The sequence below is a fragment of the Maribacter sp. UBA3344 genome (genome assembly GCF_002362375.1).
Classification (GTDB): domain Bacteria; phylum Bacteroidota; class Bacteroidia; order Flavobacteriales; family Flavobacteriaceae; genus Maribacter; species Maribacter dokdonensis.
Genome location: NZ_DERI01000009.1, coordinates 211452 through 230188 on the forward strand (window position 1 = coordinate 211452; position 18737 = coordinate 230188).

The 18737-nt window shown below is 36.0% G+C and carries 17 protein-coding genes; 6 read left to right on the plus strand and 11 right to left on the minus strand.

Going from position 1 to position 18737, the window contains the following annotated elements:
* Positions 1–209: 209 nt before the first annotated feature.
* On the minus strand, positions 210–1352 hold the full coding sequence (locus tag B2Z27_RS05985) for a histidine decarboxylase (RefSeq protein ID WP_286812930.1): 1143 nt from the start codon (positions 1350–1352) through the stop codon (positions 210–212).
* Between the two features lie 170 nt (positions 1353–1522).
* Here B2Z27_RS05985 and B2Z27_RS05990 point away from each other — a divergent pair, with 170 nt between their 5' ends.
* The 3 genes from B2Z27_RS05990 to B2Z27_RS06000 all read left to right on the plus strand — a co-directional run bounded on the left by B2Z27_RS05990 (position 1523) and on the right by B2Z27_RS06000 (position 7542).
* A complete protein-coding gene (locus B2Z27_RS05990; RefSeq protein ID WP_058103866.1) occupies positions 1523–1975 on the plus strand; it encodes an Lrp/AsnC family transcriptional regulator in 453 nt (150 codons plus the stop codon).
* A gap of 254 nt (positions 1976–2229) precedes the next feature.
* Complete coding sequence (locus B2Z27_RS05995; protein WP_286812932.1) at positions 2230–5793, plus strand: metallophosphatase; 3564 nt, start codon at positions 2230–2232, stop codon at positions 5791–5793.
* A 144-nt stretch (positions 5794–5937) separates the two neighbouring features.
* On the plus strand, positions 5938–7542 hold the full coding sequence (locus tag B2Z27_RS06000; RefSeq protein WP_286812933.1) for a choice-of-anchor I family protein: 1605 nt from the start codon (positions 5938–5940) through the stop codon (positions 7540–7542).
* An 87-nt stretch (positions 7543–7629) separates the two neighbouring features.
* On the opposite strand, the gene B2Z27_RS06005 is transcribed toward B2Z27_RS06000, so the two are convergent.
* Together B2Z27_RS06005 and B2Z27_RS06010 are read right to left on the minus strand one after the other, a co-directional pair.
* On the minus strand, positions 7630–8121 hold the full coding sequence (locus B2Z27_RS06005) for a hypothetical protein (RefSeq protein ID WP_286812934.1): 492 nt from the start codon (positions 8119–8121) through the stop codon (positions 7630–7632).
* An 11-nt stretch (positions 8122–8132) separates the two neighbouring features.
* Entirely contained in the window at positions 8133–8894 is a 762-nt protein-coding gene (locus tag B2Z27_RS06010) for a DeoR/GlpR family DNA-binding transcription regulator (RefSeq protein ID WP_071341332.1), read from the minus strand.
* A 323-nt stretch (positions 8895–9217) separates the two neighbouring features.
* On the opposite strand from B2Z27_RS06010, the gene B2Z27_RS06015 reads away from it, so the two are divergent.
* Genes B2Z27_RS06015 through B2Z27_RS06025 form a run of 3 tightly spaced genes read left to right on the plus strand, consistent with a single transcriptional unit; the run spans position 9218 to position 13082 of the window.
* On the plus strand, positions 9218–10762 hold the full coding sequence (locus tag B2Z27_RS06015) for a glycerol-3-phosphate dehydrogenase/oxidase (RefSeq protein ID WP_286812936.1): 1545 nt from the start codon (positions 9218–9220) through the stop codon (positions 10760–10762).
* 57 nt (positions 10763–10819) lie between these two features.
* Complete coding sequence (gene glpK, locus B2Z27_RS06020) at positions 10820–12316, plus strand: glycerol kinase GlpK (RefSeq protein ID WP_058103860.1); 1497 nt, start codon at positions 10820–10822, stop codon at positions 12314–12316.
* A 28-nt stretch (positions 12317–12344) separates the two neighbouring features.
* Positions 12345–13082, plus strand: coding sequence for an MIP/aquaporin family protein (locus B2Z27_RS06025; protein WP_286812938.1), 738 nt, complete (start codon positions 12345–12347; stop codon positions 13080–13082).
* 5 nt (positions 13083–13087) lie between these two features.
* Here the strand turns inward: B2Z27_RS06025 and B2Z27_RS06030 are convergent, their stop codons facing one another.
* The 8 genes from B2Z27_RS06030 to B2Z27_RS06065 all read right to left on the minus strand — a co-directional run bounded on the left by B2Z27_RS06030 (position 13088) and on the right by B2Z27_RS06065 (position 18676).
* Positions 13088–13678: a hypothetical protein gene (locus B2Z27_RS06030; RefSeq protein ID WP_286812939.1), complete on the minus strand. Its 591-nt coding sequence runs from the start codon at positions 13676–13678 to the stop codon at positions 13088–13090.
* A gap of 149 nt (positions 13679–13827) precedes the next feature.
* Positions 13828–14280, minus strand: coding sequence for a DoxX family protein (locus B2Z27_RS06035; RefSeq protein WP_286812940.1), 453 nt, complete (start codon positions 14278–14280; stop codon positions 13828–13830).
* A gap of 63 nt (positions 14281–14343) precedes the next feature.
* Positions 14344–14910 carry a Crp/Fnr family transcriptional regulator gene (locus B2Z27_RS06040; RefSeq protein WP_286812941.1) on the minus strand — a complete coding sequence of 189 codons (567 nt, stop codon included), beginning with the start codon at positions 14908–14910 and terminating at the stop codon, positions 14344–14346.
* A 214-nt stretch (positions 14911–15124) separates the two neighbouring features.
* Complete coding sequence (locus B2Z27_RS06045) at positions 15125–15559, minus strand: DoxX family protein (RefSeq protein ID WP_201796619.1); 435 nt, start codon at positions 15557–15559, stop codon at positions 15125–15127.
* A gap of 50 nt (positions 15560–15609) precedes the next feature.
* Positions 15610–16086, minus strand: a complete 477-nt coding sequence (locus B2Z27_RS06050) for a Crp/Fnr family transcriptional regulator (RefSeq protein WP_058103854.1) — start codon at positions 16084–16086, stop codon at positions 15610–15612.
* A 106-nt stretch (positions 16087–16192) separates the two neighbouring features.
* Entirely contained in the window at positions 16193–17377 is a 1185-nt protein-coding gene (locus tag B2Z27_RS06055; protein WP_286812942.1) for a YHYH protein, read from the minus strand.
* Between the two features lie 171 nt (positions 17378–17548).
* A complete protein-coding gene (locus B2Z27_RS06060; protein ID WP_286812943.1) occupies positions 17549–18334 on the minus strand; it encodes an SDR family oxidoreductase in 786 nt (261 codons plus the stop codon).
* Between the two features lie 24 nt (positions 18335–18358).
* Positions 18359–18676 carry a cupin domain-containing protein gene (locus tag B2Z27_RS06065; protein ID WP_286812944.1) on the minus strand — a complete coding sequence of 106 codons (318 nt, stop codon included), beginning with the start codon at positions 18674–18676 and terminating at the stop codon, positions 18359–18361.
* Positions 18677–18737 lie beyond the last annotated feature (61 nt).

Genomic DNA, 18737 nt, shown 5'->3' on the forward strand with positions numbered 1-18737 from the left:
ATTACAATACAAAACTGTGCCAAGGTAATTTTAAATGCAATGAAAAATGAGTGAACTGTTGCTTTCGATTAGTTATGTTCGAAAATGTTATGAGGAAGTATTTCTGAAGATTAGCTTGTTGTATTATGGTATTACTGCAAACACCCTGCTCAAAAAAAATGAGACAGGGTGTTATTTATATAAGGTGAAAGTTTAAACTTTGTGAATTTTTAATGTAATTGAAACTTTTGATGAGTTGTCTCAGCTTTTGGTTGCATATTTTCAGCCACCAAATCTTTTATAAATTCATCAATTTGAGACTTGGTTACATTGGGCATGCAAATTACATGTGTAATATCATCTGTAGCCAATTGCCATTTCTTTTTGATGGTCTCGGACACCTTGGGCAGTACAACGGTAATGGCACCTTTATTGGTCCAGGCGTTAATTCCTATTTTCTGTAATTCTTCCTTGCAATATTCGGCGGTCTCTAAACTATGTCGGTACCGTGCTTCTAACCCTTTTACGCCCATTTTTTTAATGGCGTACCATAAGAATAATGGACTATGGCCATTTCTAGAACCGGTTATGGTAGTGTCTAAAGAACCAATGTATGAAATGCCCCTTGCAATACGATCTCTTAATGAACGCTTTGCAATGATTACTCCAGAAGGAAACGGGGAACCAATAAACTTGTGACCACTAATTGAAATGCTGTCTGCACCGTCTTGAAAATCGAACGGTATACGAGGTTTAATAAATGGACCGTAAGAACCGGCCAAGGCGGCATCGCAATGTATATAATGATTTTGAATAGCCAGTTTCTTCAGTATTCTCTTTACTTCAGATACATCATCTTTGGCTTCTGTCATTGTGGTGCCAAAGGTGGTAAGGATAATGGCAGGTTTATCTCTGTTCAGCTGTAACGTATTCTCAAGATCTTCGTAATCTAATTCACCGTTTTCTTGAGCTCTAATGGTAATACTTGGTAAGTTTAGCAAGTGTATGTTTTTCTTTACGCTGTAGTGGGTAGATTCAGAAAAATAAACCATGGCTTTTGGGTGAGATTCCCTTGCTAAGTATAAACCATATAAATTACTCTCGGATCCTCCATTGGTAACATACCCCCAGAAATCGGTTGGGTCTGCCCTGAAAAGTTGGGCAAAAAAGTCTATTACTTCTCGTTCCATTTCATGGGTTTGTACTTTGTATGTATTGTCCTCATAGGGATCGCCAACATTGTTTATGGGGTGTTTTAAAAATTCATATAGCCTAGAATAATCAAAGTCCTTTGCAACCGGGTAACCAATAACTCTATCTTTTTCTTGAATTAACTTGGTCAACAGCTCATCTATCTTTTGTTCGTTATTCATTTATTTTTATTTTTTAAACATGGATTTTTATCACTGTAAAATTACAATTAATGGTAATTTGATTCTTTATATTATCAAATATTAGTATATATATCTTTTTATTTGATATTTTTAGATTTTTAATACTGTTTAAACTTGGATTATCTTGTTAGATAGAATAATAAACTACTATGGATGTTACAGATAGAAAAATTTTAATGCAACTGCAGCAAAATGCTAAGCAAAACACCAAAGAAATAGCCTCTAAAATAGGTTTAAGTGTTACGCCAACTTATGAAAGGATCAAAAAGTTGGAACAGCAAGAGATTATAAAATCATATGTGGCCTTAGTGGATAGAAACAAAATAGGAAAAGAACTTATAGCCTATTGCCAAGTAACCCTTTCCAAGCAGCAAAAGAAACTTGCAGATAACTTTAAAAGGGAAATATTGTTGCTGCCAGATATTATGGAGTGCCACCAAGTATCTGGTAATTTTGATTATTTATTAAAGATAGCGGTAAATGATATTTCTTCATTTCATAGCTTTATTAATGAAAAGCTCTCCATTATAGATGGTATTTCTACCATACATAGTTCTTTTGTTCTTGATTCTGTTAAAGATACTTCTGCCTTTAATCTGTAAGAATGATATAAGACTTTTATAACGTACAGGCGTAGCAGATTTTTAAAGTCATTTAAAAGATGTTTTGGGTTAGCATGATATCAGTCAATATCTAACTTTGAATTCTGGTAAACTAAATCAAAAATTCTACAGTTTAGATGGTATTCGATGGTATTTTAAATCATCTCTTCCTTTTTTTGGATATTTTCTATTTGGTCTGAGATGAACATCATCAAAACCGAAACTTTGTAGATTGTTAACAAACCTTGGTATACATGCGTTCACTATTATTATTTTCCTTCATTATATGTTGCTTTTCCTATTCGTTCTCGCAATGGACAGAACCTGAGAATTCTAATTCAAAAAAAGAGGTTTCGCATTCTTTTTATATCACCTCGAATGTTGGGAATGTACCTTTTAACGAAGCTCAAAAAAATCTGGAACAAATCAATAACGCCTCGGTAAATGATAATGAAGCTACCTTGTTGTTAATTGGTAATGTATTGGATAAGGATGGGTTTTCTTCTCATGATGATGAGCAAAATGAAGTTAAAAATAATCTGCAACCATTGATGAACTTATGGGATAATTTTAATGGAAACGTAATCCTGACCCCTGGAGAAAATGAATGGTTGAAAGATGCGCCGCAGAGTATAGATGACCTAGAATCTTTTTTACAAGATAATAGTAAGGCTAAATTTTGGCCTAATGATGGTTGCCCATTGGAAAAGGAAACAATTAATAATGAGGTGGTGCTAGAAATGGTAGATTCTCAATGGTTTTTAGAAGATTGGGACGATCACCCATATATTAATGAAAAATGTGAGCATAAAACAAGAGATCAATTCTTGGCAGAATTTAAAGATGATTTAAAAGATAGTCAGGGTAAAACCGTAATCGTAGCGGTCTACCAACCGGTGATGAGCAATACAAAGGTTTCAGTTGTTGATAAAATGGGTGGTTTTACACCAGAGTCATATCAAAATAGTCAAAACAGACAACTGCGTGGTAGAATGGAAACCATTGCTAGTCAGTTTGAAGATGTTATTTTCGTTTCTGGTAAAGACCGTAATCTACAGTACTTGGAAGATGATGGTATTCCACAGATCATTAGTGGTGCAATAGGTAAAACAGATAGGGCTAGAGCCCCAAAAGAAGAGCATTTTGAGAGTGAAAAGCAAGGATATGCAAAATTGACGGTCTTTAAAGATGGTAGTTCTCAAGTAGAATTTTTTAAAGTAACGGATAATACTTCTCAATCAATCTTTACAAAAACCATCAAAAGGGAGCGACTTTCCGTAGATGAGATATCCTATCCGAAGAAAGCATATGGTGCAACTACAAAAGCATCGATTTATACAAAAGAGGAAACCGATAAAACAGGGTTCTATAAATTTCTGTGGGGAGATCATTTTAGAAATCTTTACAGCAAAGAAATTTCAGCTCCGGTATTGGATATTGAAGAACTACCAGGTAATGTAAAACCTATTTCAGAAGGAGGCGGTACACAATCTAGGTCATTACGATTGATCGATGATAATGAACATGAGTACACGCTAAGGGCTTTACGTAAAAGTGCTGTTCGTTTTCTGCAGACAACCGCCATAGATAATCATTATGTTGAAGATTACCTTAAAAACACTATTGCTGAGCGTTATTTACTAGATTTTTATACCACTGCCCACCCTTATGCGCAGTTTTCCATGAATGAACTTTCTGCGTCTTTGGGCGTGCTGCATGCAAATCCAAAAATCTATTATGTACCCAAACAAAAAGGCTTGGGTATTTATAATGAAGATTATGGCGATGCACTTTTTATGTTAGAGGAGCATGTAGGCGATGAGAATAAAACCTTTGAAACCTTTGGGGAGCCCAATGATATTTTAAGTACTACGGATTTACGTATGGAACTAAGGGAGTCAAAAAACGCTTTTGTTGATGAATCTAGTTTTATACGTGCGCGATTATTTGACATGCTGGTGGGTAACTGGGATCGCCATCAAGATCAATGGCGCTGGGCAGAATTTAAAACGGTCGATGGCAAAAAAAGATATGAGGCAATACCCCGCGATTGGGATCAAGCTTTTCCAAAGTATGACGGACCAATAATTTCTTTGTTAAAGTTTAGTTTTCCATTACTGCGAAAAATGGAAAGCTACGATGCTGATATCAAAAATGTGAAGTGGTTCAATTTTTCAGGATATCCTTTGGATAAAACTTTTATAAAAAAAGCAAATTGGGAAGATTGGAAATCCCAAGTAGATTTTATTCAAGAGAACCTGTCTGATGCGGACATAGAATCAGCATTTGAAACTTTGCCCGTAGAAGCTCAAGATGAAAGTATAGAAACGATTAAAAAGAATTTAAGGTTACGCCGAGACGGACTAGAATCTATTGCCAAATCATATTACGATTATTTAAGCAATTTTGAGGTAGTTCTTGGTACCGAAGATGATGATGAATTCTTGATTACCCGTAAGCCAGGCGGCATTACCGAAATAGGTATAGCAAAAGATTCGGTAATTTTTCAAAATTCATATAACAATAAGCAAACGAATGAGATTTGGGTCTATGGTCTTGATGGTAATGATATGTTTACTGTAGAAGGGAATGGTAAAAAGCCTATAGATATTAAGATAATGGGAGGGAAGAAAAATGATACCTATAATTTTAAAAATACCAAAAAGGTGAAACTCTATGATTATAAAAGTAAGAACAACACTATAGTAAATTCAAAATCTAGAAAATGGCTTACAGATTCTTATGACGTTAATAATTATGATTACCAAAAGAGAAAGTATCATGAAAATATTGTGTTTCCAAGTATAGGTTATGATGCCGATACCGGATTCAGATTCGGATTAAAAAATCGTTTTACAACATATGGGTTGGTCAATAATCCTTTTGAGGCGCAACATACCATAGGTGCCGAGTATTTTTTTGCTACAGATGGTTTTGCGATCGATTATAATGTTGAATTTGGTCATGTATTTTACAATTGGAATTTAGGTTTTGATCTTCGCTATGCCAGTCCCAATTTTACAATGAACTATTTTGGAGAAGGAAATAATTCTGCATTTGATGGTGACCTTGATAGAGATTTCAATAGGGTGCGCATGCGCCAGTGGAAGTTTTCTCCTTATTTAGTGCATAAACATAGGGGTAACAGTTTTTATGTGAGGACCGCATTAGAATCTTTTGATGTGTCAAATGATGATGATCGTTTTGTAGGGCAGGCTTTTACATCTGATAATGATGTATATGAAGATCAATTATATGTCACCGCTGAGTTAGGTTATAATTATAAAAACCAAAACGATCCGGCGTTTCCAAATAGGGCTATGGAGGCAGATGTTATTACTGGTTACAGATCTAGTATTAATGGTTTTGATAATCGTTTTGGTTATATAAAACCTACATTGAAATTAACATATCCGCTACATCCCAGTGGTATTGCTGTAATAGCAACTAAAATTGCGGGCGAAACGGTAATAGGTGAGAATTATGAGTTTTATCACGGTGCTGTTTTAGGAGGTAACCAGAGTTTAAGGGCTTATAGAAATGAGCGGTTTAATGGTAAAACGGCTTTTTATCAAAGTACGGATGTAAGGGTGGGTTTAACTAGATTTAAGACCAATTTTATTCCGCTTCAATTAGGTATAAGTGCAGGTTTTGATTATGGACGAGTGTGGACGGATAACGATACTTCTTCAAAATGGCATAATGACTACGGTGGCTCTGTGTGGGTTTCGGGCTTTAGTGCGCTAACCGGTAACTTAGGTTTTTATCATGGGGAAGATGGTAACCGTGTCATATTCAGTGTAGGCTTTAATTTTTAAACACCGTTCCTACCATAAATTTTACAAAGTAAAAGTGCTTGTTTACATGAACTTAATGTGTTCATAATAATTATTTCCGCCTCAGTTAACTCGAACTTTACATTGATCTTTTTGTTTTGATACTTAAAACCAAACTGTATTAAAATGAAAAATGTATTACGACCTTTTTGTGTAGCAATTCTTGGAATTTCTATTTTATTTACCTCTTGTGCCGATGATGGTATGGACGGTGTTGACGGTATTGACGGAGTAGATGGCGTAGATGGTGCTGATGGTGTCGACGGGGAAGATGGAGCTGACGGAATGGATGCCGAATTTCCAATCACGATCGATCAACTGAGCTTTTCTAAAATAGGAACTTTCACCAATGGAAATGATGAAGCTTTTGCAGAAATCTCCGCTTTTGATACTGCTACAAATAAATTGTTCATTGTTAACCCTGAAGAAAATGAGGTTTCGGTGTTAGATTTGACAGATGCTTCAAATCCTGTTAAAGGGACTTCAATTGCATTGGCTGGAAATCCAAATTCAGTGGCGGTTCATAATGGAGTATTAGCTGTTGCTGTTGAGAATATGGATAAGCAAGCCGATGGAACTATTGAAACCTACGCTACAGATACGCAATCTTTATTAGTGTCTTATCCGGCGGGTGCGTTACCAGATATGGTTGCTTTTTCTCCTGATGGTGAATATATCGTTTCTGCTAATGAGGGCGAACCAAATGATGATTATACGGTAGATCCAGAAGGCTCCATCACAATTGTTGAGGTAGCTACCGAAACGGTAACTCAAGTTTATTTTACCGGACAAACAGATCCCGGAAACGGATTCAGAGTTTTTGGTAATAACGGTATGTCAACATTTGTACAAGATATAGAGCCGGAGTATGTTGCCATTTCAGATGATTCTGCCACAGCTTACATTAGTTTGCAAGAAAACAATGGTATGGCCATTGTAGATTTAGCTTCAAAGACCATTATCGGTCTTGTAGGTTTAGGTACAAAAAATCACAATGTTTCAGGGAATGAAATAGATGCCTCTAATGATGATGGTATTCCTGGGAATTTACAGAACTGGAATGTTCTAGGTTTTTATATGCCAGATGCTATAGATTATTTCACGGCAAATGGAAATGGTTATGTGGTTTCTGCGAATGAAGGAGATGCTAGGGATTATGATGGATACTCTGAAGAGGTGCGTGTAAAGGACCTGGATTTAGACCCTGCTTTTTATCCAGATTTTGATATGTTGCAAGAAGATGAAAATTTGGGTCGTCTAAAAACTACTACTGCAAACGGAGATGAAGATAATGATGGGTTGTACGAGCAAATTTATGCCTATGGTGCCCGTTCCTTCTCTATTTGGGATGCAAATGGTCAGTTAGTGTATGACTCTGGTTCTGAAATTGCCAGAAGAACATTGGCATTGGCACCTTCAATATTCAATCAAGATGAGGGCGAGGTAGATGAACGATCAGATGATAAAGGGGCGGAGCCCGAAGCGGTAGTAACCTTAAAAGTAGGTGATGAAACTTTGTTGTTCGTAGGATTGGAAAGAACAAGCGGAATTTTGGCTTACAACATTACAAATCCATTCAATCCTGTTTTTGTTACTTGGATTTATGATGGTACTGATATTTCGCCAGAAGGTATAATCGTAATTGATAAAGATGATAGCCCTACAGGTAACTATTTAATGATAGCAACTCATGAGGTATCTAGCACTATAGCTATTTATGAATTAAAATAACGTTTTTAAATTTGCTCCTTGAGCAATACTCCAAAATTAAAACGCCAAATAGAAATGTTTGGCGTTTTTTATGATTTAATATGGATGTTAAGAGGTTAGTATTCTTTTTAGCTCAGCAATAGTATGTTCTTTTTCCAATTGAAAACCAATATGGGGCAATGCCGTAAATATGACTAAAATAGCCAATGGAATCAAAGCAATATATGGAGCACTACCTTGGGTGGTTACCATATAAAGCGTAACAAGAAACACACAGAAAATTACTGTAATGAATAAGTAAAGAAATATAGTTATAAATGAATCTATCTTTAGATTGATTTTTACGTTCGTCCCTTGGGGTGTTTCTTTAAATGAACCGGTTACTTGGGGTAGAAATGAATTTCGTTGGTAGGTAAATTTTTTACAGCTAAATCCATTAGGGTAAACGTGACCAATAAAATAACCACTCTTGGTATCTTCTTTATTATAGCTGACTTTATAGCTTTTATGCTCCCTAATGTTTTCCAAAAGAAGTTTCTCTATTTCAGCTGTAGTAAATGCCGTAGTTAGCTCAATTTTTTCTGATGGAATAAGTTTCATGACCTTCGTTTTTAAACGATAGTAAGTTCTACACCTAATTTAATGAGTCTTGCTTTTGTCTTTTCGTCAATACCGGCATCCGTAATAATGTGGTCAACTTCATCTATTCCACAAATTCTACCAAATCCTTTTTTATTGAATTTAGATGAATCTGCCAGTACAATAATTTTTTGTGCAGCTTTTATCATTTGTTTGTTCAAAGACGCTTCCATAGAGCTTGTAGTGGTAAGCCCAAATTCAAGGTCAATACCATCAACTCCCAAAAATAATTTGGTAAAGGTGAACTCCGTAAGCATTTTCTCTGCTATTGGGCCCACTACCGAAGATGAACTGGACCTTATGTTACCACCAAGTTGCATAACATCTATTTCATTGTGTTCCCCCAATATTAATGCTGTGTTTAAAGATGCGGTTAAAACGGTAAGGCCTTCAATTGGTTTTATATGCCTGGCAAATTCTATTACTGATGTACCTGAGGCTATTATAATGCAATCATTAGGTTCAAGGTTAGAAGCTGCGGCGATCGCAATTTTATTTTTTTCCTCCTGATGAAATTTCTCTTTAATATTAACCGAATTTTCAACAATATATGGGTTGGCAGGTATGGCTTTACCGTGAGATCTAAAAAGTAATTTTCGATCTTCTAATAATTTAAGATCTTTTCTAATAGTCACTAGAGATACGTTGAATTCCTTGCTAAGGTCATTCACCTTTACAAAACCTTGCTCTTCTAGTTTGCTTAAAATTAATTTATGGCGGTCTACAATATTCAACGTAAGTGGGTTTCGGTTTATACAAATATATAAGCTTTTATGTAAAAGGGTGGCTATGAACAAGATTCATAATAGTAACAAAACGAAACTTTATTTCAAAAATAGCGTAGAGGAGTAAGAGTCTATACTTGTATTGTCTGAATCAAGAAATAATTGAATAGTTCGTAATTTTTATACTTCATAATTGTTTAAATGAGTTGTTTTATGCCGTTTCTAGTAATATTTAAATAATATTTTATTTTGAATTGTTTCTATTTATTGTATTTTTAGCGTCAATTTTGATATAAAACGTAACAAAAGGAAATTTTGTGAAAAGAAAAGAAATGATTAGTAAGTTGAAGGTTACGCCTAATACTTATGATTTTATTATAATTGGTGGCGGTGCTACGGGAATTGGAATAGCATTAGAGGCATCGGCTAGAGGGTACTCGGTCGCTTTGTTGGAGAAATCGGATTTTACTAAATCAACATCCAGTAAAGCAACAAAATTGGTGCATGGCGGAGTGCGATATTTGGCTCAAGGAAACATAGGCTTGGTGCGGGAGGCGGTTGTTGAAAGAGGTCTTTTGTTAAAAAATGCCCCTCACATAACCAAAACCCAATCTTTTGTGATACCAACACATGGCCTATATGATGAAATTCTATATACTATTGGCTTAACATTCTATGATTTGTTAGCGGGTAGATTAAGTCTTGGCAGGTCTAAACGTTTATCCAAAACAAAGACCTTAGAGCGAATCTCTTTAATAAATCCTGATAAAATATCGGCAGGTGTGCTATATTATGATGGTCAGTTTGACGACTCTCGTTTGGCGGTCAATACCTTGCAAAGTGCTGTGGAATTAGGCGCTGTTGTGGCTAATTATTGTGCTGTTGAAGGTTTGTTGAAAGATGCCAACGGTAAAGTTACCGGAGTTAAGGTCTTTGATGAGGAAGGCAAAGAATCTTTTGAAATCAAGGGAAAACAGGTGGTGAACGCTACTGGGGTATTTGCTGATGATGTGTTGCAAATGGATGCTCCTGGGTCTAAAAAAACAATTGCTCCAAGCCAGGGTGTTCATCTCATGTTGGATAAGTCTTTTTTACCTGGTGACGATGCCATTACTATTCCTAAAACAGATGATGGTAGAGTGTTGTTCTTAGTGCCTTGGCATAATAAGGTCATTGTTGGTACTACCGATACTCCCGTTAAAAAAGAATCTTTGGAACCTATAGCTTTAGAAGATGAAATAGGATTTATTTTAAACACTGCAACCAGGTATTTGACAAAAGCCCCAAAACGAAGCGATGTCTTAAGTGTTTTTGCGGGGTTAAGACCGTTAGCGGCTCCAAGTGAGGATGGAAATAAAACAAAAGAGATTTCGCGCAGCCATAAAATCTTTTCATCAGATTCCGGTCTGTTGACCATTGTTGGCGGAAAATGGACCACATTTAGAAAAATGGGCGAAGATTTGGTTGATAAAGCGGAAAGGAACCAGCAATGGAAACATATTGCTACTAAAACCAAAAACCTTAAAATTCATGGTTATAAAAAAGATGTAGACTTAAATAACCCCCTATACTTTTATGGTAGTGATGAAGAACCTTTGTTAAAACTTTCCAAGGAAAAGGGGTGGAACGCTACTCTTAGCAATTCATTAGGTGTAATAGAAGGACAGGTTGTGTGGGCCGTTCAAAATGAAATGGCTCTTAATGTAGAAGATTTTCTTGCCCGTAGAACCCGTTGCCAGTTATTGGATGCAAAGGAAAGTGTTAGGATGGCCCCAAGAGTGGCGGAAATTATGGCAAGCGAACTAGGTAAAGACTCCGAATGGCAAGCCAAGCAAGTAGAAGATTACAAGAAGGTAACTTCCAACTATATTATTTAAAATAACTATTCAATTGATGTCAACTTACAATTGAATTAACTTAAAATCAACAACTCAATGAATACCAAATTAATTTTAGCATTAGATCAGGGTACAACTTCTTCACGTGCCATTTTGTTTAATCATGCCGGTGAAATTGTAAAGGTTTCTCAAAAACCATTTGAGCAGATCTTTCCAAAACCAGGATGGGTTGAACATGATCCTAATGAAATTTGGTCCTCACAAATATCTGTAGCGGCGGAGGTAATTGCAAAACAGGGTATCACCGGTGATAACATAGCTGCAATAGGAATTACCAATCAACGAGAAACAGTTGTAGTTTGGGATCGTGAAACCAGTGAACCAATTTATAATGCCATTGTTTGGCAAGATAGAAGAACTGCCAAGTATTGCGATGAACTTAAGGATAATGGTCATGTAGATTTAATTAAAAAGAAAACAGGTCTGGTCATTGATGCTTATTTTTCGGCAACAAAAATTAAATGGATTCTTGACAATGTAGAGGGTGCTAGGGAAAAAGCTGAAGCAGGAAAACTCTGTTTTGGTACTGTAGATACTTGGTTGATTTGGAAGTTGACCAGAGGTAAAATGTTCATTACAGATGTCTCTAACGCAAGTAGAACCATGTTGTTCAATATTCATACGTTAGAGTGGGATCAAGAACTTCTTACCCTTTTGAACATTCCCAAATCAGTACTGCCCGAAGTGAAACAAAGTAGTGAGGTTTATGGAACAACGGCTACAACATTGTTCTCAACTAAAATTCCTATAGCAGGTATTGCGGGCGATCAGCAGGCAGCTTTGTTCGGTCAAATGTGTACTAAACCGGGTATGGTAAAAAATACCTATGGTACAGGCTGCTTTTTGTTGATGAATACTGGTGATAAAGCGGTGTACTCTAAAAATAATTTACTTACTACCATAGGTTGGAAGATTAACGGAGAAATTACATATGCCCTAGAAGGGAGTGTTTTTGTTGGTGGGGCTGCAATACAATGGTTAAGAGACGGTGCTAAAATGGTTAAAACTGCACCTGGAATCAATCATTTGGCAGAAACGGTTGAAGATAACGGTGGAGTGTATTTTGTGCCGGCCTTAACTGGATTGGGTGCTCCACACTGGGACCAATATGCCAGAGGAGCCATGATGGGAATTACAAGGGGTACAACAGATGCACATATTGCACGTGCAACCATTGAAGGTATTGCATTTCAAGTTTATGATATCGTAAAGGCCATGGAGGCAGATTCAGGTGAGGAAAGTGTTGAACTTCGTGTAGATGGTGGGGCAAGTGCCAGTAACCTATTAATGCAGATACAATCAGATTTGTTCGGGTTTAAAATTATTAGACCAAAAACTTTAGAGACAACGGCAATGGGTGCAGCGTACCTTGCAGGTTTGGCCGTTGGGTATTGGGACAGTATAGACGATATACAATCGCAATGGAGCATTGATAAAGAGTTTTTTCCAGAAGCTCCAAAAGAGAAAATAGAGAATATGCTCTATTACTGGAACAAAGCTGTAAAATGCGCACAACATTGGATTGAAGAATAAAAACTGACCATTAACCAACTTTTTAGATATGTCAATTTTAATAGCGGAAATTATAGGCACTATGTTACTTATTCTTTTAGGTAACGGAGTGGTAGCGAATGTGGTTTTGAACGGTACTAAAGGCAATGGCTCTGGTTGGATAGTTATTACCACGGGTTGGGCACTGGCCGTGTTTGTTGGTGTTGTTGTTGCAGGTCCATATAGTGGGGCGCACTTAAACCCCGCGGTAACCATTGCTTTGGCCGTAGCCGGCAAAGTATCATGGGACCTTGTTCCTGAATATTTAGCAGGAGAACTGATCGGCGCCATGTTGGGGGCGTTTTTGGTTTGGGTGTTTTATAAAGATCATTTTAAAATTACAGATGATGAAGGTGGTAAGTTGGCTTGTTTTAGTACGGGACCAGCTATTAAAAATACTTTTTCCAATTTAATTAGTGAGGTGATCGGAACTTTTGTTCTGGTATTTGTAATATTCTATTTTGCGGGTCCTGAATTAGATATTATTAGTGATGTAGACTCACGGGCAATTATCGGATTGGGCTCTATAGGAGCGCTGCCCGTTGCTTTTTTGGTTTGGGTTATAGGTTTGTCCCTAGGTGGTACTACAGGTTATGCCATAAACCCTGCTAGAGATCTTGGACCACGTATTGTTCATTCGTTGTTACCCATTAAGGGTAGTAGTGATTGGGGCTATGCTTGGGTGCCAATAGTAGGTCCGTTAATTGGCTGTTTGCTTGCTGCTTTCCTGTATTTGATCCTTCTGTAACTAATTCACGGTTTATTTTGATTTACGCTTTTATACTGTTCAAGTACTTTTCTTAATTGTACCCCAAATTCTTTGTTTAAAGATTTCCCATGGTACGTTAGATTATGCTGTTGGCAATAAGCTATGAATTCTTGGTATTTGACAGCATTAAATTTTATGATACTTTGATGCCCGCTCAAAGTATCAATACTTTGATTCTTTATTTTACCATTTAAAAAGCTATAGGTAATTTTGAATTTTCTAGGTTTCCTCTGTAGTGCCACGTCAAGAAAATTGGTGTTCTCTTCAATGGTGATAATTGTGTCCTTGTTAACGCTAATGTCCAATAATGATATATGCGAATCAAGTTCTTTGCCCCATAAAATTATGTCCATCAATTGTTCTTTACTTTCTATTTCTTTACTTCCATCCATAAAAAGTTCATAATAATGATCGTGGATCAAAGTGTTCACCTTTTCAACATCATAATTATTTCTAGCCTCAATAAACGATGTTACTAGGTCTTCGTTCTTTAAAGTTTGATTACCAAACATGCCCATAAAGATCATGATGAATAGGGAAAGAATAGGGTGGTGGTATAAATTGTGCATATTCATTTAGCTTCTTTGAAATGTTGGTTGAAATAAAATGGTCATTCTAAATTAGTAAATATGCTACAGCTTTCGCTATCGTTGATTTTGTTTGTGGTATTTAAAGTTTTATAAAAGGGATTTTAGCTAGAACTGCATTAATACAACACCATTATTTAAAATCTAATTGTACTACAGTATGTCCAAGAAATAAACAGAATTTGTAGCGGAATTCTAAACCATAAATATGAAAGACCGTGACCATCAAAAGTTCCATTTTGATAGTTGATATTGTGCATAGCTGCATAAATATTGACCGGTAATATTACAATGAAAAATATAATCAATACCCACGCACCTAATGAAGAATACTTGGGTATTAATATTCCTATGGCAAGTGAAATCTCAACAAAACCCGTGGCATACACGATCAATTCTTTGTAGGGGATAATTTCCGGCATCATAATGGTCATCCCTTTAGTAAAGACAAAATGACCAATTGCCGTAAATAGGAGCATTAAGCTCATAGCAATTCTAGCTGCTAGTTTATAGTCATAAGTTTTTGTAATGATTTTAATCGCAACTAATGTAATGGCAAAACCTATTAGAAGAACAAGTAGTGGTTTCATGATTCTTTATATTTATTAAAACACAAAGGTCATGAAAGCGTATTTGGAATTAATGAACCTAGGTTAAGTAATACGTTTTCTTATTCTGCTCAGTGCTTGCGGAGTAACACCAATATAGGAAGCTATATATTTTAAAGGTATGTGTTGCAGCAGATTTGGTCTTTCATTAAATAAATCCAAATAACGCTCTTCTGCTGTTTTGCTTAAAAGGGAAAGTTCTCCTTTAGACTTTATCAAATACATGTTTTCTGCCATTTTTCTACCTATAATATTGCCAACAGATGTATGCGCATAGACTTCTTGTAAATCCATGTTATTAATTTGCCACATTTCCGTTTCCGTCAAAGTTTCTATTTCATATGCTGATGGTGTTTCTGTTAAAAGTGAATCATAACCTGTAACGAACTCATTTTCAAACGAAAAACCAAAGGTGATATCAGCATCTTCTTTAGGTATATAGAGGCGAATAATTCCTTTAGTAATAAAATATAAATGCCTTTCTATTTTTCCCAATTCTAAAATCTTTGTGTTTTTGCTATACTTGATTTTTTTTAGTTTAGAAGAAAAAAAAGCCCAGTCAGTATTGTTCATTTTAGAAATCTTATCAATAAAATCTCTGATTTCATTCATATAATAGGTTTAATAGCATAGCCTATTTTAAAAGTAGTGAATTTTAGATGGGAATTTAGGTAGTTCTTTTTTATGATGAAATGAAAGTATACAAAAAGGGAAATACAGGTTATTATCTAAAAGTAATAACCTGTATTTTGTAGTTCTTTATAATAGCAATATGACCATTCATTTAAATCTGCTTCTGTGATCTAAGCAAATATGGTACATGTATTTATTTTGACAGTATGGGAGCTTTTTTACTTCTGCCCCAAGCTATGAATAAGGCAATGCCCATGATTAAGATGTTTGTGATTATAGCAGAATATTCACCTTTAGATGCGTGAAATATAGCAGCTAAAACCATAATTATAGCCAAACCTAAAGCTGCCCAAATAGTTAGAAATGGTTTAAAACGAAAAATACCGGGAATCAATAACCCTAATCCACCTAGGAGTTCACTTATACCAATAAAACGAATTAGACTTACGGGTGATGAGGCAACCCATGGTAGTGATACAGCTAATTCTTCTATTGGCTGGGTGGCTTTCATAACACCTGCCATTATAAACATAACAGCTAATAATCCTTGGGCAATCCATAATCCTATATTCAATGCCTTGTTGTTCTTTTGTTGGGTCATTTTAATTTCTGTATTGGTTTTCAGCAAATGTCATAGGTTTTAATAGCCTATGCATTGATGTACATCAAGAAATTATATTAGCCGTTTTTTTGGGAAAGTTGATGCCTAACACGACTTAAAGCTTCAGGTGTAATTCCTAAGTATGAGGCGATCATTTTTAAAGGAACTCTTTGTGTAACATTTGGATAGGTTGTAATAAAATGCTCATATCTTTCTTTTGCATTGGAACTCATTAACATGATAATTCTATTTTGCATTACCCTTAATCGTTTAGCCAAAGCTTTTAAATCGGGACTTGATTTTAGTAACTCTTCTTTGGTGGTTATGTTGATTATTGAGTTTTCAATGGCATCTATAAATAGTTGGCAAGGTTCATTTAGTTGACAATTGTCCGCTACTATCCAATTCTCTGGTCCAAACATGTAAATATGCTCTTTTCCTTTACCATCAATAGTGTAGCTGCGTAGTAAACCGCTCTCAACTAGGTATACTTTGGAGCTTAAATCTCCTTTACGCTGTAGAACTGTTCCTTTTTTTACGTGTACTTTCTTCAATTCTTAAAGTTTATTCTAAGAGGATATGTAAAACCACGATTACTAAAGTAATTAAATTTCTTTGCGCTAAAAATTAAATGCTACAACTGAAATCTAATCCAAACTATTATTCTTTTATTTCTGTATATCCTGGTAATCCGTGTAGGCATTTTATAATTTGATTTCCACCTGGTTCACCTGCATGATAATGATACCCTCTAATATCATCAAAATGTCCGCCGCATTCATCCAAATCGCTAGGCTTATTTCCGTTTTCATCCTCTAGCGCATAAATACCGAAACCGTCAATTGCATAACCCAACAGGGGTGCGTGAATATCTGTTTGTTCAACTTCCTTAGTTGATCCCGTGACGGCATGATAGTGGTAACCGCCATGCGGATTTACATGCCCGCCATGATCATCTAGAGGTGCAATGGTATGTGCTGCCAATATAGCGTGAGTAGGCGCAGGTGGATCATAGTTTACGCCGTTAAAAGCTATTCCTATTCCTCCTCGACCAAAATTTTGAACCGATTTTAAATAAGTTGGTGTTGCGGGTATAACAAAAGTTGTCACTTGGTCTTTAAAGTACTCCGGTAAGCACTCCACACAATAGTTGTGGTAATCTTCATCTACTTCTGGTTTGGCGGCGGCTAAGCAAGCTTCTTCAGTTTCAGTAACTTTTATTGTGCCGTCCTCTCTGTAAAGCAACCATTTGTCATCACTATAAAATTCGTCTAGATTGGCAATAAAGTGTCCTGATACATCGTAAACTTTATCATCTTTGAACCAAATTCCAGCTTTCTCCATTCCATCGCTTATATGCCTTGGGCACCAGGGACCCATTTGATGCTCCGTTGCCTGAGAGTGGGTTTTAATGATATAGCATAAGGTTTCAATACCATTAAGTTCCACTGTTTTCTCTTGAATTTCGCCAATAATATTTTCGGTTATAAAATAATTTGTGTTAACAGGTACTACCTTTGCGGAAGTTTCAATTTCATTTGATAAATCAGCATTGCTTTCTTCTTGCCTAGGAGGTCTATTCTCTCGGGTTTTTTCTGCTTTGTCAAGTTCTTCAAGCGAGATGAAATTATCGCTATCACTGTCTATGTTTTCAAAGTCATTGGCAATTGGTCCTTTAACTTCATCCATAGATAATTTTCCATCTTTATCGGCATCCATTTCTGAAATTAACTGAGAAGAAGTTGGTCTTTCGCCATCCGGTTGCTGTCGTTCTTTATTTTCTTGATTTGTTTTGCAAGAAAATATGAGAGTAAGGGCGAACATTGTAAGTACTATTTTCTTCATCTATTTGCTTAATTTAATGTATGTATTTAGAGGTCACAATACGTATTACCTAGTAGGAAGATAAGGTTTTTTAATGTGCTACAATATGGGTGAGGTGTTTTAAAGAAAATAGCTATGCTAACAAGGATGATGTTTTAGGTGAGCATTTTCTAAATGCTACTCATGTAATATTTACAGGGATTTTAAAAGTCCGCCATCAATAGGGATATTGGTACCGGTAATATATGCCGCCTCATTAGATGCTAAAAATGCTACCAGATAACCATATTCTTCTGGATCTCCAATTCGTTTTACGGCTACCCTTGATTCCATTTCTTTAAGAACTTCACTTTGATCAATACCAAGCTGCTCCGCTTTTTTAGCGTTTAACTGTGCAATCCGGTTGGTGTTGAAGTATCCTGTTAATACACTATTTACCGTAATATGATGTTTGCCAACATCTGTAGCCAAGGTTTTTGCCCAAGTGACAACCGCTGCTCTTATGGAGTTGGACAATGCCAGGTATGCCAAAGGTTCTTTTACAGAAACTGAAGCCACATTGATAACCCGCCCCCAATTATTGCTCCTCATTGATTTCAAAGCCAATTCCGTTGTATAAACCACGGTTTTGAATAATAGGTCAAAGGCACTTTGGTAATCGTCAATATTTTTTTCGGTAGCACTTCCGGCGGCAGGTCCTTGGGTATTGTTTACCAATATATCAACCGTATTGTTCTCAAAATAAGTGCTAATTACTTTTTTGTAATCTTTAAAATTATTGAAATCTACCGCAAGATATTGGTGCTGTTGTCCTTGGTCTGTAGGTAGTTGTGTAACTATGTGGTGTAATTTTTCTTCGCTGTGAGACATTAAGGTAACACTCGCGCCGCTAGCTGCCAACTGTTGTGCAATAGCTTTGCCAATACCGGCACTGCTACCACCAACTAAAGCTTTTTTATGTTTTAGGGATATGTTCATTGGAATTCAAAAATGAGTGGATTATCAACGATATTCTTCTCTTGTAGGGCAAAAAATATCCATTAATTTACAGTTTGTCAATGCCTTGCCACTGTGGAGTTTATTTGGGGGTATTATTACAATATCGCCAGGGTGGTAGACTTTTGTGTCGCCCTCTAATGTAAACTGAAATTCACCTTCCATAACATGCATAATTTGCTCGTTCATATGAGAATGACTGGTTACTTCGGCTCCTTTTTTAACCTCCCAAAATGCCATGCTTATTTGGTCTGTATGGATTAATTTACCATGAAATCCTGGCATTATTTCTACAGGTTTGATATCTGCAAGGTTTAGATTCATAATTTAAGTTTTAAGCACTTAAAGATACATGAATCAATTTCAATTGTAAATGTTGGAATTG

What these genes read in the sequence shown, in the direction of transcription:
- B2Z27_RS05985 (WP_286812930.1), bottom strand. Translation starts at nt 1,352, where the DNA reads ATGAATAACGAACAAAAGATAGATGAGCTGTTGACCAAGTTAATTCAA.
- B2Z27_RS05990 (WP_058103866.1), top strand. Translation starts at nt 1,523, where the DNA reads ATGGATGTTACAGATAGAAAAATTTTAATGCAACTGCAGCAAAATGCT.
- B2Z27_RS05995 (WP_286812932.1), top strand. Translation starts at nt 2,230, where the DNA reads ATGCGTTCACTATTATTATTTTCCTTCATTATATGTTGCTTTTCCTAT.
- B2Z27_RS06000 (WP_286812933.1), top strand. Translation starts at nt 5,938, where the DNA reads ATGAAAAATGTATTACGACCTTTTTGTGTAGCAATTCTTGGAATTTCT.
- B2Z27_RS06005 (WP_286812934.1), bottom strand. Translation starts at nt 8,121, where the DNA reads ATGAAACTTATTCCATCAGAAAAAATTGAGCTAACTACGGCATTTACT.
- B2Z27_RS06015 (WP_286812936.1), top strand. Translation starts at nt 9,218, where the DNA reads ATGATTAGTAAGTTGAAGGTTACGCCTAATACTTATGATTTTATTATA.
- glpK (WP_058103860.1), top strand. Translation starts at nt 10,820, where the DNA reads ATGAATACCAAATTAATTTTAGCATTAGATCAGGGTACAACTTCTTCA.
- B2Z27_RS06025 (WP_286812938.1), top strand. Translation starts at nt 12,345, where the DNA reads ATGTCAATTTTAATAGCGGAAATTATAGGCACTATGTTACTTATTCTT.
- B2Z27_RS06030 (WP_286812939.1), bottom strand. Translation starts at nt 13,678, where the DNA reads ATGAATATGCACAATTTATACCACCACCCTATTCTTTCCCTATTCATC.
- B2Z27_RS06035 (WP_286812940.1), bottom strand. Translation starts at nt 14,280, where the DNA reads ATGAAACCACTACTTGTTCTTCTAATAGGTTTTGCCATTACATTAGTT.
- B2Z27_RS06040 (WP_286812941.1), bottom strand. Translation starts at nt 14,910, where the DNA reads ATGAATGAAATCAGAGATTTTATTGATAAGATTTCTAAAATGAACAAT.
- B2Z27_RS06055 (WP_286812942.1), bottom strand. Translation starts at nt 17,377, where the DNA reads ATGAAGAAAATAGTACTTACAATGTTCGCCCTTACTCTCATATTTTCT.
- B2Z27_RS06060 (WP_286812943.1), bottom strand. Translation starts at nt 18,334, where the DNA reads ATGAACATATCCCTAAAACATAAAAAAGCTTTAGTTGGTGGTAGCAGT.
- B2Z27_RS06065 (WP_286812944.1), bottom strand. Translation starts at nt 18,676, where the DNA reads ATGAATCTAAACCTTGCAGATATCAAACCTGTAGAAATAATGCCAGGA.